Origin of the sequence: Micromonospora echinofusca (assembly GCF_017614955.1) — a bacterium.
Classification (GTDB): domain Bacteria; phylum Actinomycetota; class Actinomycetes; order Mycobacteriales; family Micromonosporaceae; genus Micromonospora; species Micromonospora echinofusca_A.
The window spans coordinates 1-14,853 of the sequence record NZ_WVUH01000177.1; the positions used below are offsets into that span (position 1 = coordinate 1).

The following is a 14,853-nucleotide window of genomic DNA, read 5'->3' on the forward strand; positions in this document are numbered from 1 at the left end:
GTGGGTGGTGGCGGGGGCGCACGCATCGTGCCGAAGCTGTAGCTTTCTACCGCTGGCCGTCCTGCTGCCGGCGTCGATTGGGGTATGCATGCCGGAGTTGGGTGGCGCTTTGGGTTCGAAAATCCGCTCTGGTTTTTGGTTGCTCCTCGGCGGCGTTGGTTTGGCCACGCTTGGTCATGCGCTGGCTATCATGGCGATAAAGATCCCTCTGGAGAAGTATGGTGCCCGCAGCCCCGATGAGGACCTTGACGCCGGTGGCCGGTTCGCCGTTCTCTTCTCCGTGCTGGTCACCTACGGCTTCGCACACATGCTTCTGCTGGCCGCCGGCCTCTTGATCATCCTGTCCAGGTACGGGAGACGACGCCTTATGCAAGGGTTGATTGCGGGCTGGGCCGGCGGTTGGTTGCTGATCATCGGCGCAGCTGTTGTGTGGGGCGTTCTCGCCAGACCATAGAGCGGCTTGCTGGGGCGTGCCCGATCCGTGCCCGATACAGCGGTCAATACGGGCGCGCAACGGTGCGCCCACGGGTCGACTTTCAACGGGCCGTGGCGCGTGTCCAGGTAAGACGGCTAAGCACTGTGCAAGTCAACGCGATTCCCAAGCTGACAGTGACCTAAGAATCAGTTCGGATCGATCACCTTGACCGCTCACGACGCGCGTCGCCGGCCGCCAGTCCCCGGTCGAACGCGGCCAGGAAGTCCAGTAACTGACGCCGCGCGGCGTCGTCATGCGTGCGGTGGTTCAGGAATGTCGACGTGACGCGGTGCGAGCGGTCCTCGACCACCTCGATCAACTCGGCGAGTTGAAGCTGAGCCTCGACCACCGCGACCGACCCCACCTGACGGCACCAAGCTTCGATAAGGGCGGGATCGGTAGAGACGGCGTCGATCCCGCAGCACGCGCGGACACACTCAACCTCGCAAAAAATGATGCACTTGCTCAGGGGCGATGGTATTTCGACCGACACATCCACCATTGCCGCTCCTTTCGCTGAGCCCACCGCAACGGTGACGGGTAGCCGATGCTAGCGCCCGTCACCGGACCGTACTCGGCGTTGGAGTCGGCCACTCGACAGCAACGGTGACAGCAACGGCCTTGGACGACCGCAGCCGTAGCGGGCGGCCGGCGGACGGTTGTCCGAGGTGACAGACGTGCACAGGCTAGGGCAGACGAAGCGCTCAGAACTTACAAGCGAGGGATCGGCTACTCCGTCTTCGGAGGCGGGGTGAGCCAGGTGAGGGGTTGTCCGGCGAGTGCGGCGTCGGCGAGACGGTGCGCGGATGTGGTCTTGAGTGCGGCGCGGGAGCTGTCGATCCAGCGTTGGATGTTGTCGATGCCCTGGTGGCGGTACTCGACGGCCTGGACGAGGCATTCAAGCTTGTCGGCGTCGCGGGCGACGATCGCTTCCAGGGTTTCGCCCGCTTCGTACTCGGTGACGGCGGCGGTGATGGTGTCGGCAACAGCGGGTGGACAGTCGGCGACCTGGTCTGCGGTGACGGTGATGTTGGGTGCGGCGGTGAGGTAGCGCTTGGCGATGTGGGGGATGTCGGTGACGCGCGTTTCCTGGGTGTCGTGCAGGACGCAGAGCATCGTGACCCGGGCGGGGTCGGCTCCTTCCATGGCGGCGAGGATCATTCCGATCAGGGCGGTGCGGTGGGAGTGCTCGGCGATGGACTCGGGGTGTTTGACCCCGGCGAACCACCAGCCGGTACGGGCGGCGCGTTTGAGGACGCCGGCTTCGAAGATGAACGTCATCGCCCCGGCGGCGTCCTGGTCGTCGCTCATCCCACCATCCCTGTGCTGGTGATTCCCTCGGTCCGCAGGCTGTAGACGATAGACGTTAGTTCCTGCCGGGACTGTGCGGAGATCCGGTCGCTGTCGAGGATCGTGGTCGCGCGATCGGCGAGGGCATGTCCGGTGGTGGGGTCGTCGTGGACGAGCCCGCGTCGGGCGGCGAGCAGTGCCCACAGGTTGTGGATGTTGAGGTCTATGAACGGGTGGTCGGTGTTCAGGCGTTCGACCAGGTGGCGGAGGAGTCGGGTGCCGCGCCAGTCGATGGTGGTGGGCATGAACGAGTCGTCGGGTTGGCGGTACGGGATCTCGCCGACCCAGTAGGCCGAGTAGTTGAGGGCCGCCCGCTGGCAGGCGTCGTCGGGGTGCGCGCGGGTGATGAAGTCCCGCAGGGGTTCGGGGTCACCCTGGTTGGCTAGGGAGGTGACCACCGAGCGGACGTCAGGCCACAGCGGTGACCAGGTATGGAAGGCGGCCACGCGATGCGACCTCCGGGCGTTGCTCTGGGCGAGCCAGGCAGCGGAGTCGCCGGTGGGATCCATGCCGGCGAGGAAGCATGCCTGCCGGTGGAGCAACACGTTCGGGCGACGCGGGTCTGCGGCGCGTTCGGCGAGTACGTGCAGGTTGGTGAAGAACGCGCGCTGTTCCTCGGCGCAGAGGGTCGGACCGGTTGCCACGGGGCCGCGTCGGCGCGGGGCCGCTGGGAGGCTGCTGATGAAGGTGGGTGTCTGGCCGAGGACCGCCCAGAGGAGCAGGTCGGCTAGTCGATGGGTGAGCACCGAGCATCCGAGAGGCTGCTCGGTGAGGTCTGCCCGCTCGATCCTGGGCTTGAGCGTCGTGGCAAGGATGAGGTCCGCTTCGGCGGCATCCGGGAGCGCATCGATCAGAACCGGGTGTGCCCCGAGCCTGCTGAACTTCTGACGGAGCTTGATGGCTTGACCGAACGGGACAGCGAGGAACGGTCGCCGTCCCGACTCCCAGCTCTGCACGGTCGCGCGGTCAACGTCGAGGTCCACGCCGAGTTGTTCCTGTGTCCGGGGGATGGACTCCCGGATCAGCTTCAGTAGGTAGCCGGTCACGTCGCCGCGCACCAAGGTGGATCGTTCGAACTGTGTCATCGACATCCCAACGTTGACCGGTAGTCGACTTTTCCCGTCGCGGGGCAGCCACCAGACGTGGCCCCTGAGCAGCTCACCCGTACCGCTGGTGAGTCCAGCATCTTCCGCCGTGATCGTAGCGTCACGGTTACCGAACGTGCCAGAGCTGGTCTCCGTCAGGACCAGGCTGTTGCCCAAGGGAAGGTGATCCTCTGTGCCGACACACAAGGCCGTCTCGCCACCGTGGACCTGTGATTGTCGCGGCGGAACCTTGTCCTGGCTGCCTGCCGGTGCGCCCCACCACCCGACCCTCGGGCGGACGGCATGAGCGCCAACCGACTGGATGCCCTGCCGATCGGTCGGCGGGTGGCGTACTGGCGTGGTCGGCGGAGGTTGTCGCAGCAGGTGTTGGCCGATCGGTTGGGGAAGTCGAAGAGTTGGGTGGACAAGGTCGAACGCGGTGTGCGGTCGTTGGATCGGGTGTCCACGATCGAGGACATCGCGCGGGTGTTGCGGATCGACACTGCCGTACTGCTCGGCCGGGACACCCAGCCGCCGATCGTGGTCGAGCAGCCGGGTGGTGTGGATCTGGTCGGGGCGGTGTTGTCGGCGTACGACACCGCGCCGGCAAATGAGGCGGGGTTGTCCGTCGGCCAGGTGGCGGCCAGCGTGCAGCATGCGTGGACGGCCTTCCAGCACGGCCGGTACCCGCAGGTGGTGACGTTCCTACCCGGTCTGCTGACCGCCGCGCAGCGCGTCCACGCCGATGATCCGGTGTCGGGCCATCCGCTGCTGGTGGAGGTGTACCGGGTGACGGCGGCGGTGCTGCTGAAGCTGGGTGTGGTGGATCTGGCGTGGTTGGCCGCCGACCGGGCGATGACCGTCGCGGCCGGGGACCGGGTGCGGGTGGCTGCCGCTGCGGTGCAGCTCGGGCAGGTGTTACGGGCCGCCGGCCGGTCCAGGGTGGCGGTGCCGGTGCTGCGGAAGGCGGCGTACCGGATCGCCCCACCCGACCTCGACGGTGGCCCTGCGTCGGAGGTGTCGTTGTGTGGGACGCTGCTGGTGCAGGCGGCCCTGTCAGCGGCCGGCTGCGGTGACGACCGTGCTGCCGCCGGGCTGCTCGGGGAGGCTGCCGACCTGGCCGCCCGGGTGGGGGACGGTCACGACCACCATCGGACCGGGTTCGGGCCGACCGCCGTGGATCTGGCCCGGGTCACCGCCGCCGTCGACCTGGGGCACGCGGACGACGCGATCGTCTGGCACGAGAAGACGCTCGGTCGGGACGGGTGGCGTTGGCTCGCCGCTGAGCATCGCGCCGCGCATCTGGTCGACGCGGCGCGGGCGTACCTGCTGGCCGGCGACCCGGTCAACGCAGGCCGCGTTCTGGTCGACGCCGAGCGGACCGCCCCGGCCGAGATCCGCCACCGACCAGCCGCCCGGGAGATCGTCGCCCAGGTCGCCCGCGACCGACGCGCCCCCACGCAGGCCACCCGCCTCGCCACCAGCATCGGCGTCACCTGACCATGCCGGAGCTGCGGTACAGCAGCGGAGTACCGCAACCGTGCCAGCCCTGGCGGACCGGAACAACCCGCAACAGCCCGGGTGACCTCGGACGATGCCTCATCCGAACGCCTCGCCGACAGTTCGGGACGAAGAGGTCGTCGGTTCGAATCCGGCCACCCCGACCAGAGGCAAAAACGCCAGGTGAGACACCATCTCACCTGGCCCTTTTGCATCGTGTCCGTCGATTGCCGGCCTCCATTGGCGGGTTCACTTTCGCACCCCCATGATCATTCCAATTTGCTGGATATTGGGGTGTCCGGCAGGCTGGGACACCCCAACATCCAGCAAATTGCAGAACCGGGTCGGTGCCGGTCCGCCAGCACAAGCAGCGGCACCTGGCCGGGGAGCAACCCACGGTACGAATTCGGCAGTTGACCCGACCGGGGCCGAGCAGGGCCGACCGGGGCCAAGCAGAACCGACCGGAAGCCTACGGGTTGCCGGCGCTCAGGGCGATCGCGTCCAGGTCGTCGTCGTGCAGCACGTCGTCGGCGTCCGGCGCCCGGAGCTGGTGACGTACCGCCCGGTAGAACTCCTGGAGGGCGTCGTTCAGCCGGCTGACCGGCGGGTGGGTCTGGTACTGGGCGGCCCTCGGATCCTCACCGGTCTCGGCCTGCGTGCGGACCGCGTACCCGTGTTGCAGGATCCGTCGGGCCGCTGCCTGGACTCGGATGTCACCGACCAGCCGGAGCTGCTCCGAGGTGATCCGCAGCCGCTGGTGGACCTCGTCGAGCCGGGCGGTCTGGGCGTCCCGGTCGACGCACTGCGGGTAGCCCTCCGCGAGGTGGCGCAGGGATCTGGTGGCCTCGGTCAGATCGTTGGCCTTCTCCAGGAGCGCGGCGTCCCAGCGGGACCGGATGTCGGCCGCCATCTTGCTGCGGTTGGTCCGCACCGTGATGATGGCCGTCACCGACGCCGCCACCACACCGCCCAGGAAACCCATGATCGGCGCCAGCCACTGCATGGAAGATCAATCTAGGCTGCCGGGTCGGCAGGGTGAAGCCCTTCGGCATGCGAGCAGGAGATGAGCTGGCGAAGATCCGCCCGACAGTCGGTCTTCGGCTGCGGTCAACGGCCGACGCGTACCCGGTCGGCTGAGTACAGCTCGCGGGAGCCGTCGGCACGGAAGACCACCAGCACCGGCACACCGTCCCCGGCGCCGAGTTCCCGCTGCTCGACCGGGGTGGGCAGGCGGGCGGAGACGGTGTCCCCCTTGAGCAGGGTGACCGTCTCGGCGGGTTCACTCGTGCAGACGAAGGCACCCCGGGTCGGGTCGATGCTGACCAGCCCCTCGGTCCGCAGCAGCGCCATCGCCTGCTGGACCGCCGTCCGGCTCAGGCCGTACTCCTCGGTCAGCCGGGCCTCGCCGGGCAGCAGCGCCCCCGGTGCGAGGTCGCCGGAGCGGATCCGGTCCCGCAGCAGGTCGGCGAGTTGTTCGACTATCGCCTGGTCCGCATCCGGGTCGATCACGGAATCATGCTAAGCAGCCCGGCGCGCGTCCAGCGGCCGAACACCGAATCCGGCCGCCGCCGAAAGCAGGCTACGGGAGCGGGCGCCAGGAGTAGCCGACGCCAGTACCCTCGCGGGGTGACGTCTCCCCACGTTCCCGCACCGGTCAGGGCGATGGAGCAGTTCCTCGCCGGGATCGCGCCCTTCGACAGGGTGCCCGACCAGCCGGTCATGACCGTCACCATGCGGGTCGGCCCGGCGGACCGGACCTTCACGTTGACCCATCGGGCGGCGTCCGCCCTGGTCGAGGCGCTGAGCCGGTACACCGACCCGGACGACTGTGGCCGGTGCGGCGGCTGCGGCGGCTTCCTCGACCCGAACTTCCAGTGCCGGAGCTGCGGCCGGCTCGACGGCGTCTTCAGGACGACCGTCGCCCGTCATCTCGCCAGGACGGATCACCGGGACGAACAGTAGGTACACGCTGGTCGACAGTCGATCGAGACTGAGCGGTGACCGGCGGAACCGGTCCGGGAAAATACACTGTGCACATGCGGGGGCAGCGGACGGTTGCACTGTGGTCGGTGTTCGGGGTGGTCGCGGCCGTCTCGTCGGTGCTGGTGCTCCGCCGGCCAACCTGGGACCGCCTCTCCGACCTGCACATCTACTACGGTGCGATCAGCCATCTGCACGACGGTCAGCCGCTCTACGAGTTCGTTGCGGAGAACGGTGGCCCGTTCACCTACCCACCCTTCGCAGCGCTCGTGCTCTGGCCGATCGGCCTGCTGCCGGAGGTGGTCGTGCAGGCCGGGTGGCTGGTGGCGACCTGCGCGGCCGTGGCGGCCATCGCGGTGGCGACCGGTCGGGCGCTGGCGCATCGCAATCCGCCCACCGGTCGGGCGCTGGCGTCCCGCAACCCGCTTACCGGGGCCAGCACCGCAGAGCAACGCCGACAGTTGCTCGTCCCGGCCGCCGCCTGCGTGCTGATGATCTCCGCGCCCGTGCAGAGCAACCTGCGTTTCGGGCAGGTCAGCATCTTCATCGTGCTGCTGGCCCTGGTGGACGGGATGGGGCTGACCCCGGCCCGCTGCCGGGGCGTACTCGTCGGAGTGGCCGCCGCGATCAAGCTCACCCCCCTGCTCTTCGTGGTCTACTTCCTGGCCGCCCGACGCTACCGGGATGCCGGGCGGGCCGCCGCCGCGTTCGTCGGCTGTGCCGCGCTCGGTGCGGCCGTCCTGCCCGCCGACAGTTGGACGTTCTGGACCGGGACCGTGGTGAACACCTCACGGATCGGCAACCTGGCCTCCCTGGGCAACCAGTCCCTGCACGGCATGCTGCTCCGGATCGGCGTCACCCCGGACGACCTGCCCCCGCTCTGGGCCGCCCTGGTCGCCGTGATCTGCGGTGTCGCCCTGCTCCGCGCCCGACAGCTCGACCGCGCCCGACAGCCCGCGCACGCGGCCGTACTCGTCGGGTGCGCCACGGTGGCGGCCTCCCCGGTCTCCTGGACCCATCATCAGATCTGGCCGGTCCTGGCGGCGATGCTGCTGATCGGTGCGGCCGGCGTGGTACAGCGGGTCGCCGGGGCCGCCCTGCTCGGGGCGATGGTGTTCTCCCTCGGCGCGCTGCTCAACCAACTCTCGGTCACCACAGGGATGCAGTTCCTCTTCGAGAACGCCCGGACCGTCGGCACGCTGACCGTGTGCCTGGCCGGCTTCGGCGGGATCGCGGTCGCCACTGTGGGCGTGCACCGGCCAGCGCCAGGCCGCAGGACCGCGCTACGGGTGGCCACCACCGCGATGGTGACCCTGGCCTTCTTCGCGGTACAGCCGCTACCGGCGGGCGCCGATCCGACGTTCAAGGCGTACACGCTGGCCGATGCCGGCAATCCGCGCTACTTCTTCGTCTGCCGAAGTCAGGCCGAGTGCGCCGAGTTCGGGGCGGGTGCGGCGATCAGCTTCGGGGTCACGGCGGAGAAGACCAAGGTACGGGTCAACGGCGTGGTCGACGGCCGGGTCACCCGTCTGGAGTACCAGTCGGCCCCGGGTGGCGCCGCCCGCCGCATCCCGCTGCTGCCGCTCTACCCCGGGCAGCGGGTCTTCTCGTTCCGGTCGGCGAACCTGTCGCACGGCCGGCTGGTCGCGTACGGCCCGGACGGCGCCCCGCTGGCGACGTACACCGACGAACTCGACATCAACCGCAGCGAAGCCACGCAGTGAGTGGCGCCGGCCCTCGAACCGGGAGCCGGCGCCTGGCCCACCGCCGGCGGTCGTTCACCGGCCTCCGGTAGGTGACAGCAGTGGCGGACGGTCAGCAGAGACCGTTGCACCCGCCCCCGGCCGGCGGACCGGCGGGCTCGATCGGGCTGGGCAGGTCGGGCCGCACCTCGGGCTGGGCCTTGGTGATCCGAATCGGTTCGACCAGCAGGTAGTGGTCCGCCAACTCGGGGTCGACCAGGATCACCGCGGCGGGATTCTGCGGATCCCTGGGCTCACCCTCCAGGCCCGGTGCGGTCCAGCCCTGGATCACGTTGATCGCCGCGCCCCGGGTACGCAGCACCCCGTCGACCGCCTCCTGGGTCACGATCGTCGGGTTGCCCACCTCGGGATCGACGTACTCCTCTTCCTTGGGGTCGTCGCTGTCGCTGTACTCCGAGGAGGTCGTCGTGCAGTTGGCACCGTCGGCGTCGCACGATTCGACGGTCTGGGCACTGGACCCGTACTCACCGTCGGCCGAGATGTACGAGACGGTGGTGGTGATCCGGGTACCCGTCACCTTGCCGTTGTCGTCCCGGATGAACTCCTTGGTGACGGACATCTTGTTGACCGCCCCGTCGGACAGGCGCTGGACGGTGGTGAGTGTCGAGCTGACCAGGTTGCCCTGGGGATCGGTGACCGTCTCCTTGGTCCTGCTCTCGGAACCCGCCTCGCCGTCCTGCTGGATGGTCCTCGTGTTGCCTTCGGACCCGTCCGGGTTGGTGTGTTCGATCGTCACCGTCCCGTCCTCGGAGTCCTGGTAGGTCACGTCCCGTGACCCGTCGTTGTAGTCGGTGACCCAGCCGCCGCCGAACCAGGCGGGGCGGTGGCTCTTGACGCCGCCACCGGCGACGTGCCGGGTGGGGTTGTCGAAGCCGGCGCTGATCAGGCCGACGTCGATGCCGGCGACCCGGACGCCGGGCGGGCCGTCCTTGGTGCCGAGGGTGTCCAGGCCGATGGTGAACCCGTCGCGGTCCGGGGACAGACCGTACTCCTTGAGCAGGTCGAGGGAGATGCCCATCCGGGTCAGCATGTCGCCGCGGGCCGGTAGGGGGAACGCGCCGACGGGTTCGATGCCGGCTTTCGCGCGGATCTCCAGGATCTCGGCCGGCAGCACCACGAACGCACCGCGTCCCGCCTCGAAGGACGGGAGCTGGCGTGCCATGGTCAGCTCGGCGATGTGCTTCAGCAGCGGTCGGCTCGCCGGGTCGTGGGGGTCGCTGCCGGCGGCGAGTTCGTCGGCGTCACTCGCCCCGTCCTGGTCGGAGTCGATGACCCGCCATGCGGTGTAGCAGGCGGTCGGATCGCAGATGCGCAGGTCACCGAAGCGGAGGTCGGTCGGTTCCTCGGCGTTGGCGGGAGCCGCCGCACCGACCACGGTGGCCAGCAGGGTGCCGGCGACGAGCGCCAGCGCCCGGTGAAGTGGTCTCGTCGTGGTGACTGTCCGAATGGGAAGAGTGGCTTGTCCAGGGGTCATGGAGTGACGGTGGCACCCGCGCGCAACGGACGCATCGGATGAACTGGTGGGCGGGTCCGGACCAACAGGCCGGAGGCAGGGCCGCTGCCCGGTTCCGGTGGTTCAGAAGACGCCGATCACTCCTGAGGTGTGGCTGACCTGCACGATGTGCGTGACGCAGTGGGTGCCGGCGAGCCGGTGTAGCAGGAACGCGGTCGGTTCGGCGACCCAGCCGAGCTGCTCGTCGGGGTGCATGGCGAGGGAGACCTGCCGGAAGGTGCTCGGCGCGGTGGTCAGCACCGTACCGGCGAAGGCGGTGGTGGTGGCCCGGTGCAGGTGTCCGGTGGTGACCCGGACGACGTGCGGATGCCGGCCGATCACCTCGGCGAGCGCGTCCCCGTCGCGCAGCCGGATGCCGTCCATGAACGGGATGCCGACCGCCACCGGCGGATGGTGTACGCAGACCACCGCCGGCACGTCCGAGCGGCGGGCGAGCACGCCGTCCAGCCAGGTGAGCTGTTCCGGGCCGAGCCGGCCGCAGCCGGCCAGTCCGGGGCGCTGCCATTCCGGGCGGCCCTCGGTCAGCGAGTCGAGCACCACCAGGGTCAGCTCCGGCTCCTCGACCACGTAGTGCAGGTCGTGTCCGCCGCCCAGGCAGGCCGTCCCGCCGAAGGCGTCGATCATCGCCTCGCGGCCGTCGTGGTTGCCGGCGGCCAGGTGCACCGGGAGCGGGTAACGGGTGATCATCTCGCGGAGGGTGGCGTACTCCTCGGGGCTGCCGTGTTCGGTCAGGTCGCCGCTGATCAGCACCCGGTCCGGCCGGGGTGTCAGGGCGAGCACCCGGCCGAGGGCCCGGTGCAGGCCGGCGGCGGCCTCGGTCGCCAGCGCACCGGTGGTCAGGTGCGGGTCACTGAGCTGGGCGATGAGCATCGGCACCTCCACTCGCGGGACATTCACGCTAGTCCCCGCCGATCGTCTGCGCAGTCGTCCTGCGACGACCGCCACAGCATCGTCGTGGGCGACGCCCACCGCTACCCACAGGCCGTGTCCACAGCCTGTGGATAGCACATGTGTACGAGGAAACCGGTCCACCCGCTGGCCGTGGGTACCCTTGGTCGCGGCCATCCTCCCCTGCCCCACCCATCGTGACCTGGAACGACGCCGACGTGGATCAACAACGGGTGCTCCGTGACGTGGCGGTCCGCCTGCCCATGGCGTCGACCGCGCTGGAGGCGTGCCAGTCGACGGTCACCGCACTGGGCCGGTACGTCCCGGCCACCATCTCGGTCCTGCTGCACGTGCACGACCGGCTGCGGTGCGTGGCGGCCACCGGATCGTGGCAGGTCTTCTCCACCGTGTCGCCGGAGCAGGGGATCGTCGGGCGGGTCTACTCGACCGGTACCGGGGTGACCGTACCGGCCGTCGCCGACGACCCCGACTACCTGCCGGTACGCCCCGACGTGGTGGCCGAGGTGTGCGTACCGGTCCTCGACCCGGCCGGTCGCCCGTTGGGCGTGCTCCACCTCCAGTGGAGTGGACCGGTCGAGCTGGGCCCGTGGCGGGAGACCGCCGAGCGGGTCGCCGCCCGACTCGGCGCCCGGATCATCGCGCTGGGCGGCCCGCCGGCCGAGAGCCGCAGCGAGAAACTGCTCCGGCACGCCTCGGCGCTCACCACCGCCGGTACCGAGTGGGAGCTGAACGAGCGGGCCAGCTGCGCGGCCCGGGAGGTCTCCGGGCTCTCGGCGGCGGTGCTGCTGCTGACCGACCCGACCGCCGGGCTGCGGCTCGGCGCCCCGGCCCGCGCCCCCGGGGAGTTGGAGTCCCGGATCCGGGCCGAACTCGTCGAGGCCGGCGAGGTGCCGTTGGGCCGGATCATGGCGCGGGCGCACCGGCACGGTGCCGCGTACACCCTCGGGGAGCCGGGGCAGCCGCCGGTGGCGGACTACCTGCCGCTGGTCCGGGCGGGGGTCCGCACGCTGGTGGCCGTACCGGTGGGGCCACCGGACAGCGGCGGGGTGCTGCTCGTGGCGGACGAACGGCTGGGCCGCCCCGATCCGACCACGGTGAACCTGATGGAGCTGCTCGCCGGGCAGGCGTGGACCTGCCTGGACCGGCTCCGGACGCTGGCCCGGCTGCGGGAGCGGGCCAGTTCGGACCCGTTGACCGGGCTGGGTCATGCCGGGCCGTTCGGGGAGCGGATCGCCACCGCCACGCCGGGGCGTACCGCCCTGCTCGCCATCGACGTGGACGGCTTCAAGTCGGTCAACGACACGTACGGCCACCAGGCCGGTGACCAGGTGCTGGTCGGTCTGGCCCGGGCGTTGCAGGGTGCGCTGCGGCACGGCGACGAGTTGTACCGCACCGGCGGGGACGAGTTCGTGGCGGTGGTGGAGGTGGGTCAGCCCGGCGAGGCGGTGGGGGTCGCCGAGCGGCTGGTCGAGGCGGCCCGGGGTGTCGGCCGGACGATCAGCGTGGGGGTGGCCCTGCCCCGGCGCGGTGAGCCACCGGAGTCGACGCTGCGCCGGGCCGACGAGGCGCTCTACGTGGTGAAACGGCAGGGCCGGGACGGGGTACGCCTGGCCGCCGCCTGAGCCGGCCGACAGGACTCACCGGCGGCCGGACTCAGTGGGCGGCGGCCCGGAACTCGGCGGCGAGCAGCTCGGCGATCTGGGCGGTGTTCAACGCGGCGCCCTTGCGCAGGTTGTCGCCGGTGACGAAGAGGTCCAGCGCCCTCGGGTCGTCCACCGCGCGGCGGATCCGGCCCACCCAGGACGGGTCGGTGCCCACCGCGTCGATCGGCATCGGGAACTCGCCGGTGGCCGGGTCGTCGACCAGGATCACCCCGGGTGCGTTCCGCAGTGCCTCGCGGGCGCCCTCGGCGTCCACCTCGGAGCCGAAGACGGCGTGTACGGCCACCGAGTGGCCGGTCACCACCGGCACCCGTACGCAGGTGGCGGAGACCTTCAGATCGGGTAGCCCGAGGATCTTGCGGGTCTCGTTGCGGATCTTCATCTCCTCCGAGGACCAGCCACCGTCGAGCAGGGAGCCGGCCCAGGGGACCACGTTGAGCGCGAGCGGCGCCGGGAACGGGCCCATGTCGTCCCCGACGGCCTGCCGGACGTTGCCCGGTCGGGAGCCGAGCAGCCGGTCCCCGGCGATCTTGCTGAGCTGGTCGTGCAGGGTGTCCACGCCGGCCTTGCCGATGCCGGAGGCCGCCTGGTAGGAGGCGAGGACGAGTTCGCGGAGGCCGTACTCCCGGTGCAGCGGGGCGATCGCCACGATCATCGCCAGGGTGGTGCAGTTGCCGTTGGCGATGATGCCCCTGGGCCGGTTACGGATCTGCTCCGGGTTGATCTCGGGTACGACCAGGGGCACGTCCCGGTCCATCCGGAAGGCACCGGAGTTGTCGACCGCGATCGCGCCCCGGCTGACCGCGACCGGCGCCCACTGCGCGGAGATCTCGTCCGGTACGTCGAACATCGCGACGTCGACCCCGTCGAACACGTCCGGGGTGAGCGCCTGGACGGTCAGCTCCTCGCCCCGGCAGCGCACCGGCCGACCGACCGACCGCTCGGAGGCGATCAGCCGGATCTCGCCCCAGACGTTCTTCCGCCCGGAGAGCAGCTCGCACATGACCGTGCCGACCGCGCCGGTGGCGCCGACGACAGCGAGGGTGGGCAACCGCCCCACCGCCGTTACCGCCCGGTACCCGCGTAGACGACCGCTTCCTCCTCGCCCCCGAGTTCGAACGCGTCGTGGATGGCGCGGACGGCGGCATCGAGGTCGGTGTCCCGGCAGACCACGGAGACCCGGATCTCGGAGGTGGAGATCATCTCGATGTTCACCCCGGCGGCACCGAGGGCGGCGAAGAAGCTGGCCGCCACGCCCGGGTGGGAACGCATGCCGGCACCGATCAGCGAGACCTTGCCGACGTGGTCGTCGTAGAGCAGGCCCTTGAACTTGACCGCTTCCTGGATCTTGCTGAGCGCGGCCATCGCGGTCGGCCCGTCGGTCTTGGGCAGCGTGAAGGAGATGTCGGTGCGGCCGGTCCCCTCGGTGGAGACGTTCTGCACGATCATGTCGATGTTGATCTCGGCGCCGGCCACCGTGTCGAAGATCCGGGCGGCGGCACCGGGCTCGTCCGGCACGCCGACGATCGTGATCTTCGCCTCACTGCGGTCGTGGGCGACCCCGGTGATCAGTGCTTGCTCCACGGGAAGGTCCTCCATCGATCCGGTGACCATGGTGCCGGTGTTGGTCGAGTATGACGAGCGGACGTGGATCGGCAGGCCGGCCCGCCGGGCGTACTCGACGCTGCGCAGGTGCAGCACCTTCGCACCGCAGGCGGCCAGCTCCAGCATCTCCTCGTAGGTGATCTGCTTGATGTGCCGCGCGTTCGGCACGATCCGCGGGTCGGCGGTGAAGACCCCGTCGACGTCGGTGTAGATCTCGCAGACGTCGGCACGCAGCGCGGCGGCCAACGCCACCGCCGTGGTGTCCGAGCCGCCCCGGCCGAGGGTCGTGATGTCCTTGGTGTCCTGGGAGACGCCCTGGAAGCCGGCCACGATCGCGACCGCGCCCTCGTCGAGCGCGCCGAGCAACCGCCCCGGCGTGACGTCGATGATCCGGGCCCGGCCGTGCACCGAGGTGGTGAGCACGCCGGCCTGCGAGCCGGTGTACGACCGGGCCTCGTACCCCAGGTTGTGGATCGCCATGGCGAGCAGCGCCATCGAGATCCGCTCCCCTGCGGTGAGCAGCATGTCCAGCTCACGTCCGGCCGGCACCGGGCTCACCTGGTGGGCCAGGTCCATCAGCTCGTCGGTGGTGTCGCCCATCGCGGAGACCACGACCACGACGTCGTCACCGGCCTTGCGGGCGGCCACGATCCGCTCGGCGACCCGCTTGATCCGTTCGGCGTCCGCGACGGAGGATCCGCCGTACTTCTGCACCACGAGTGCCACGACGGCGCACTCCCTCCCGCAGCCCTGAGCGTGCCGACGCCGCCGGATGATGCCGGCGGCGCCGTGTCAGACGACATCAGGGTATCGGGCGCCGCTGACGGGCGGGACGGGTGATCCCACCATCCGGCGGTCCCGGCCGACCGGGGGTGGCGCACGACACGCCACCGGACGGTGGCCCGGGTTGCCCCCCGGGAACGGCCGGCGCCCCGGAGAATGGGCGGGTGCCCGCCGGTGCCCGTACCCACGTCCCGAGTACCGCCCGTCCCGCCGTACCCCCGGCCGTCC

The 14,853-nt window shown here is 70.3% G+C and carries 14 protein-coding genes; 5 read left to right on the forward strand and 9 right to left on the reverse strand.

Translation table 11 applies throughout. The features are described from left to right. A partial coding sequence (locus GSF22_RS19695) for a hypothetical protein (RefSeq protein ID WP_208815189.1) occupies positions 1–454 on the forward strand: 454 nt, incomplete at its 5' end. A 181-nt stretch (positions 455–635) separates the two neighbouring features. Here the strand turns inward: GSF22_RS19695 and GSF22_RS19700 are convergent. The 3 genes from GSF22_RS19700 to GSF22_RS19710 form a co-directional block, all read right to left on the reverse strand. Further along, entirely contained in the window at positions 636–977 is a 342-nt protein-coding gene (locus GSF22_RS19700) for a DUF6331 family protein (RefSeq protein ID WP_208815190.1), read from the reverse strand. A 227-nt stretch (positions 978–1,204) separates the two neighbouring features. Further along, the gene (locus tag GSF22_RS19705; RefSeq protein ID WP_208815191.1) at positions 1,205–1,786 is read right to left on the reverse strand and encodes an HD domain-containing protein; all 582 of its coding nucleotides are present in this window, start codon (positions 1,784–1,786) and stop codon (positions 1,205–1,207) included. Further along, complete coding sequence (locus tag GSF22_RS19710) at positions 1,783–2,910, reverse strand: helix-turn-helix domain-containing protein (RefSeq protein WP_208815200.1); 1,128 nt, start codon at positions 2,908–2,910, stop codon at positions 1,783–1,785. The genes GSF22_RS19705 and GSF22_RS19710 overlap by 4 nt, the downstream gene beginning before the upstream one ends. Positions 2,911–3,213: 303 nt before the next feature. On the opposite strand from GSF22_RS19710, the gene GSF22_RS19715 reads away from it, so the two are divergent. Beyond that, entirely contained in the window at positions 3,214–4,410 is a 1,197-nt protein-coding gene (locus GSF22_RS19715; RefSeq protein WP_208815192.1) for a helix-turn-helix domain-containing protein, read from the forward strand. A 470-nt stretch (positions 4,411–4,880) separates the two neighbouring features. Here the strand turns inward: GSF22_RS19715 and GSF22_RS19720 are convergent, their stop codons facing one another. Both GSF22_RS19720 and GSF22_RS19725 read right to left on the reverse strand, forming a co-directional pair. Further along, positions 4,881–5,414: a hypothetical protein gene (locus tag GSF22_RS19720; protein WP_208815193.1), complete on the reverse strand. Its 534-nt coding sequence runs from the start codon at positions 5,412–5,414 to the stop codon at positions 4,881–4,883. A gap of 104 nt (positions 5,415–5,518) precedes the next feature. Further along, entirely contained in the window at positions 5,519–5,920 is a 402-nt protein-coding gene (locus tag GSF22_RS19725) for a winged helix-turn-helix domain-containing protein (RefSeq protein ID WP_208815194.1), read from the reverse strand. Positions 5,921–6,037: 117 nt separating this feature from the next. Here GSF22_RS19725 and GSF22_RS19730 point away from each other — a divergent pair, with 117 nt between their 5' ends. Both GSF22_RS19730 and GSF22_RS19735 read left to right on the forward strand, forming a co-directional pair. Then, the gene (locus GSF22_RS19730) at positions 6,038–6,373 is read left to right on the forward strand and encodes a hypothetical protein (protein WP_208815195.1); all 336 of its coding nucleotides are present in this window, start codon (positions 6,038–6,040) and stop codon (positions 6,371–6,373) included. 74 nt (positions 6,374–6,447) lie between these two features. Further along, on the forward strand, positions 6,448–8,115 hold the full coding sequence (locus GSF22_RS19735) for a glycosyltransferase 87 family protein (protein WP_208815196.1): 1,668 nt from the start codon (positions 6,448–6,450) through the stop codon (positions 8,113–8,115). A 91-nt stretch (positions 8,116–8,206) separates the two neighbouring features. On the opposite strand, the gene GSF22_RS19740 is transcribed toward GSF22_RS19735, so the two are convergent. Continuing rightward, positions 8,207–9,628, reverse strand: coding sequence for a thrombospondin type 3 repeat-containing protein (locus GSF22_RS19740; RefSeq protein WP_208815197.1), 1,422 nt, complete (start codon positions 9,626–9,628; stop codon positions 8,207–8,209). 102 nt (positions 9,629–9,730) lie between these two features. After that, entirely contained in the window at positions 9,731–10,564 is an 834-nt protein-coding gene (locus GSF22_RS19745; protein WP_307804137.1) for a phosphodiesterase, read from the reverse strand. A gap of 209 nt (positions 10,565–10,773) precedes the next feature. Between GSF22_RS19745 and GSF22_RS19750 the strand changes: the two genes are divergently transcribed. Further along, positions 10,774–12,198, forward strand: coding sequence for a diguanylate cyclase (locus GSF22_RS19750; protein WP_439957794.1), 1,425 nt, complete (start codon positions 10,774–10,776; stop codon positions 12,196–12,198). A 31-nt stretch (positions 12,199–12,229) separates the two neighbouring features. On the opposite strand, the gene GSF22_RS19755 is transcribed toward GSF22_RS19750, so the two are convergent. After that, the gene (locus GSF22_RS19755; RefSeq protein WP_208815198.1) at positions 12,230–13,297 is read right to left on the reverse strand and encodes an aspartate-semialdehyde dehydrogenase; all 1,068 of its coding nucleotides are present in this window, start codon (positions 13,295–13,297) and stop codon (positions 12,230–12,232) included. A 5-nt stretch (positions 13,298–13,302) separates the two neighbouring features. Further along, positions 13,303–14,568 carry an aspartate kinase gene (locus GSF22_RS19760; RefSeq protein WP_208815199.1) on the reverse strand — a complete coding sequence of 422 codons (1,266 nt, stop codon included), beginning with the start codon at positions 14,566–14,568 and terminating at the stop codon, positions 13,303–13,305. Between the last annotated feature and the right edge of the window lie 285 nt (positions 14,569–14,853).

Bases quoted from the DNA above. Each gene is read 5' to 3' on its own strand.
- GSF22_RS19700 (WP_208815190.1), bottom strand. From the start codon at position 977: ATGGTGGATGTGTCGGTCGAAATACCATCGCCCCTGAGCAAGTGCATC.
- GSF22_RS19705 (WP_208815191.1), bottom strand. From the start codon at position 1,786: ATGAGCGACGACCAGGACGCCGCCGGGGCGATGACGTTCATCTTCGAA.
- GSF22_RS19710 (WP_208815200.1), bottom strand. From the start codon at position 2,910: ATGACACAGTTCGAACGATCCACCTTGGTGCGCGGCGACGTGACCGGC.
- GSF22_RS19715 (WP_208815192.1), top strand. From the start codon at position 3,214: ATGAGCGCCAACCGACTGGATGCCCTGCCGATCGGTCGGCGGGTGGCG.
- GSF22_RS19720 (WP_208815193.1), bottom strand. From the start codon at position 5,414: ATGCAGTGGCTGGCGCCGATCATGGGTTTCCTGGGCGGTGTGGTGGCG.
- GSF22_RS19735 (WP_208815196.1), top strand. From the start codon at position 6,448: ATGCGGGGGCAGCGGACGGTTGCACTGTGGTCGGTGTTCGGGGTGGTC.
- GSF22_RS19740 (WP_208815197.1), bottom strand. From the start codon at position 9,628: ATGACCCCTGGACAAGCCACTCTTCCCATTCGGACAGTCACCACGACG.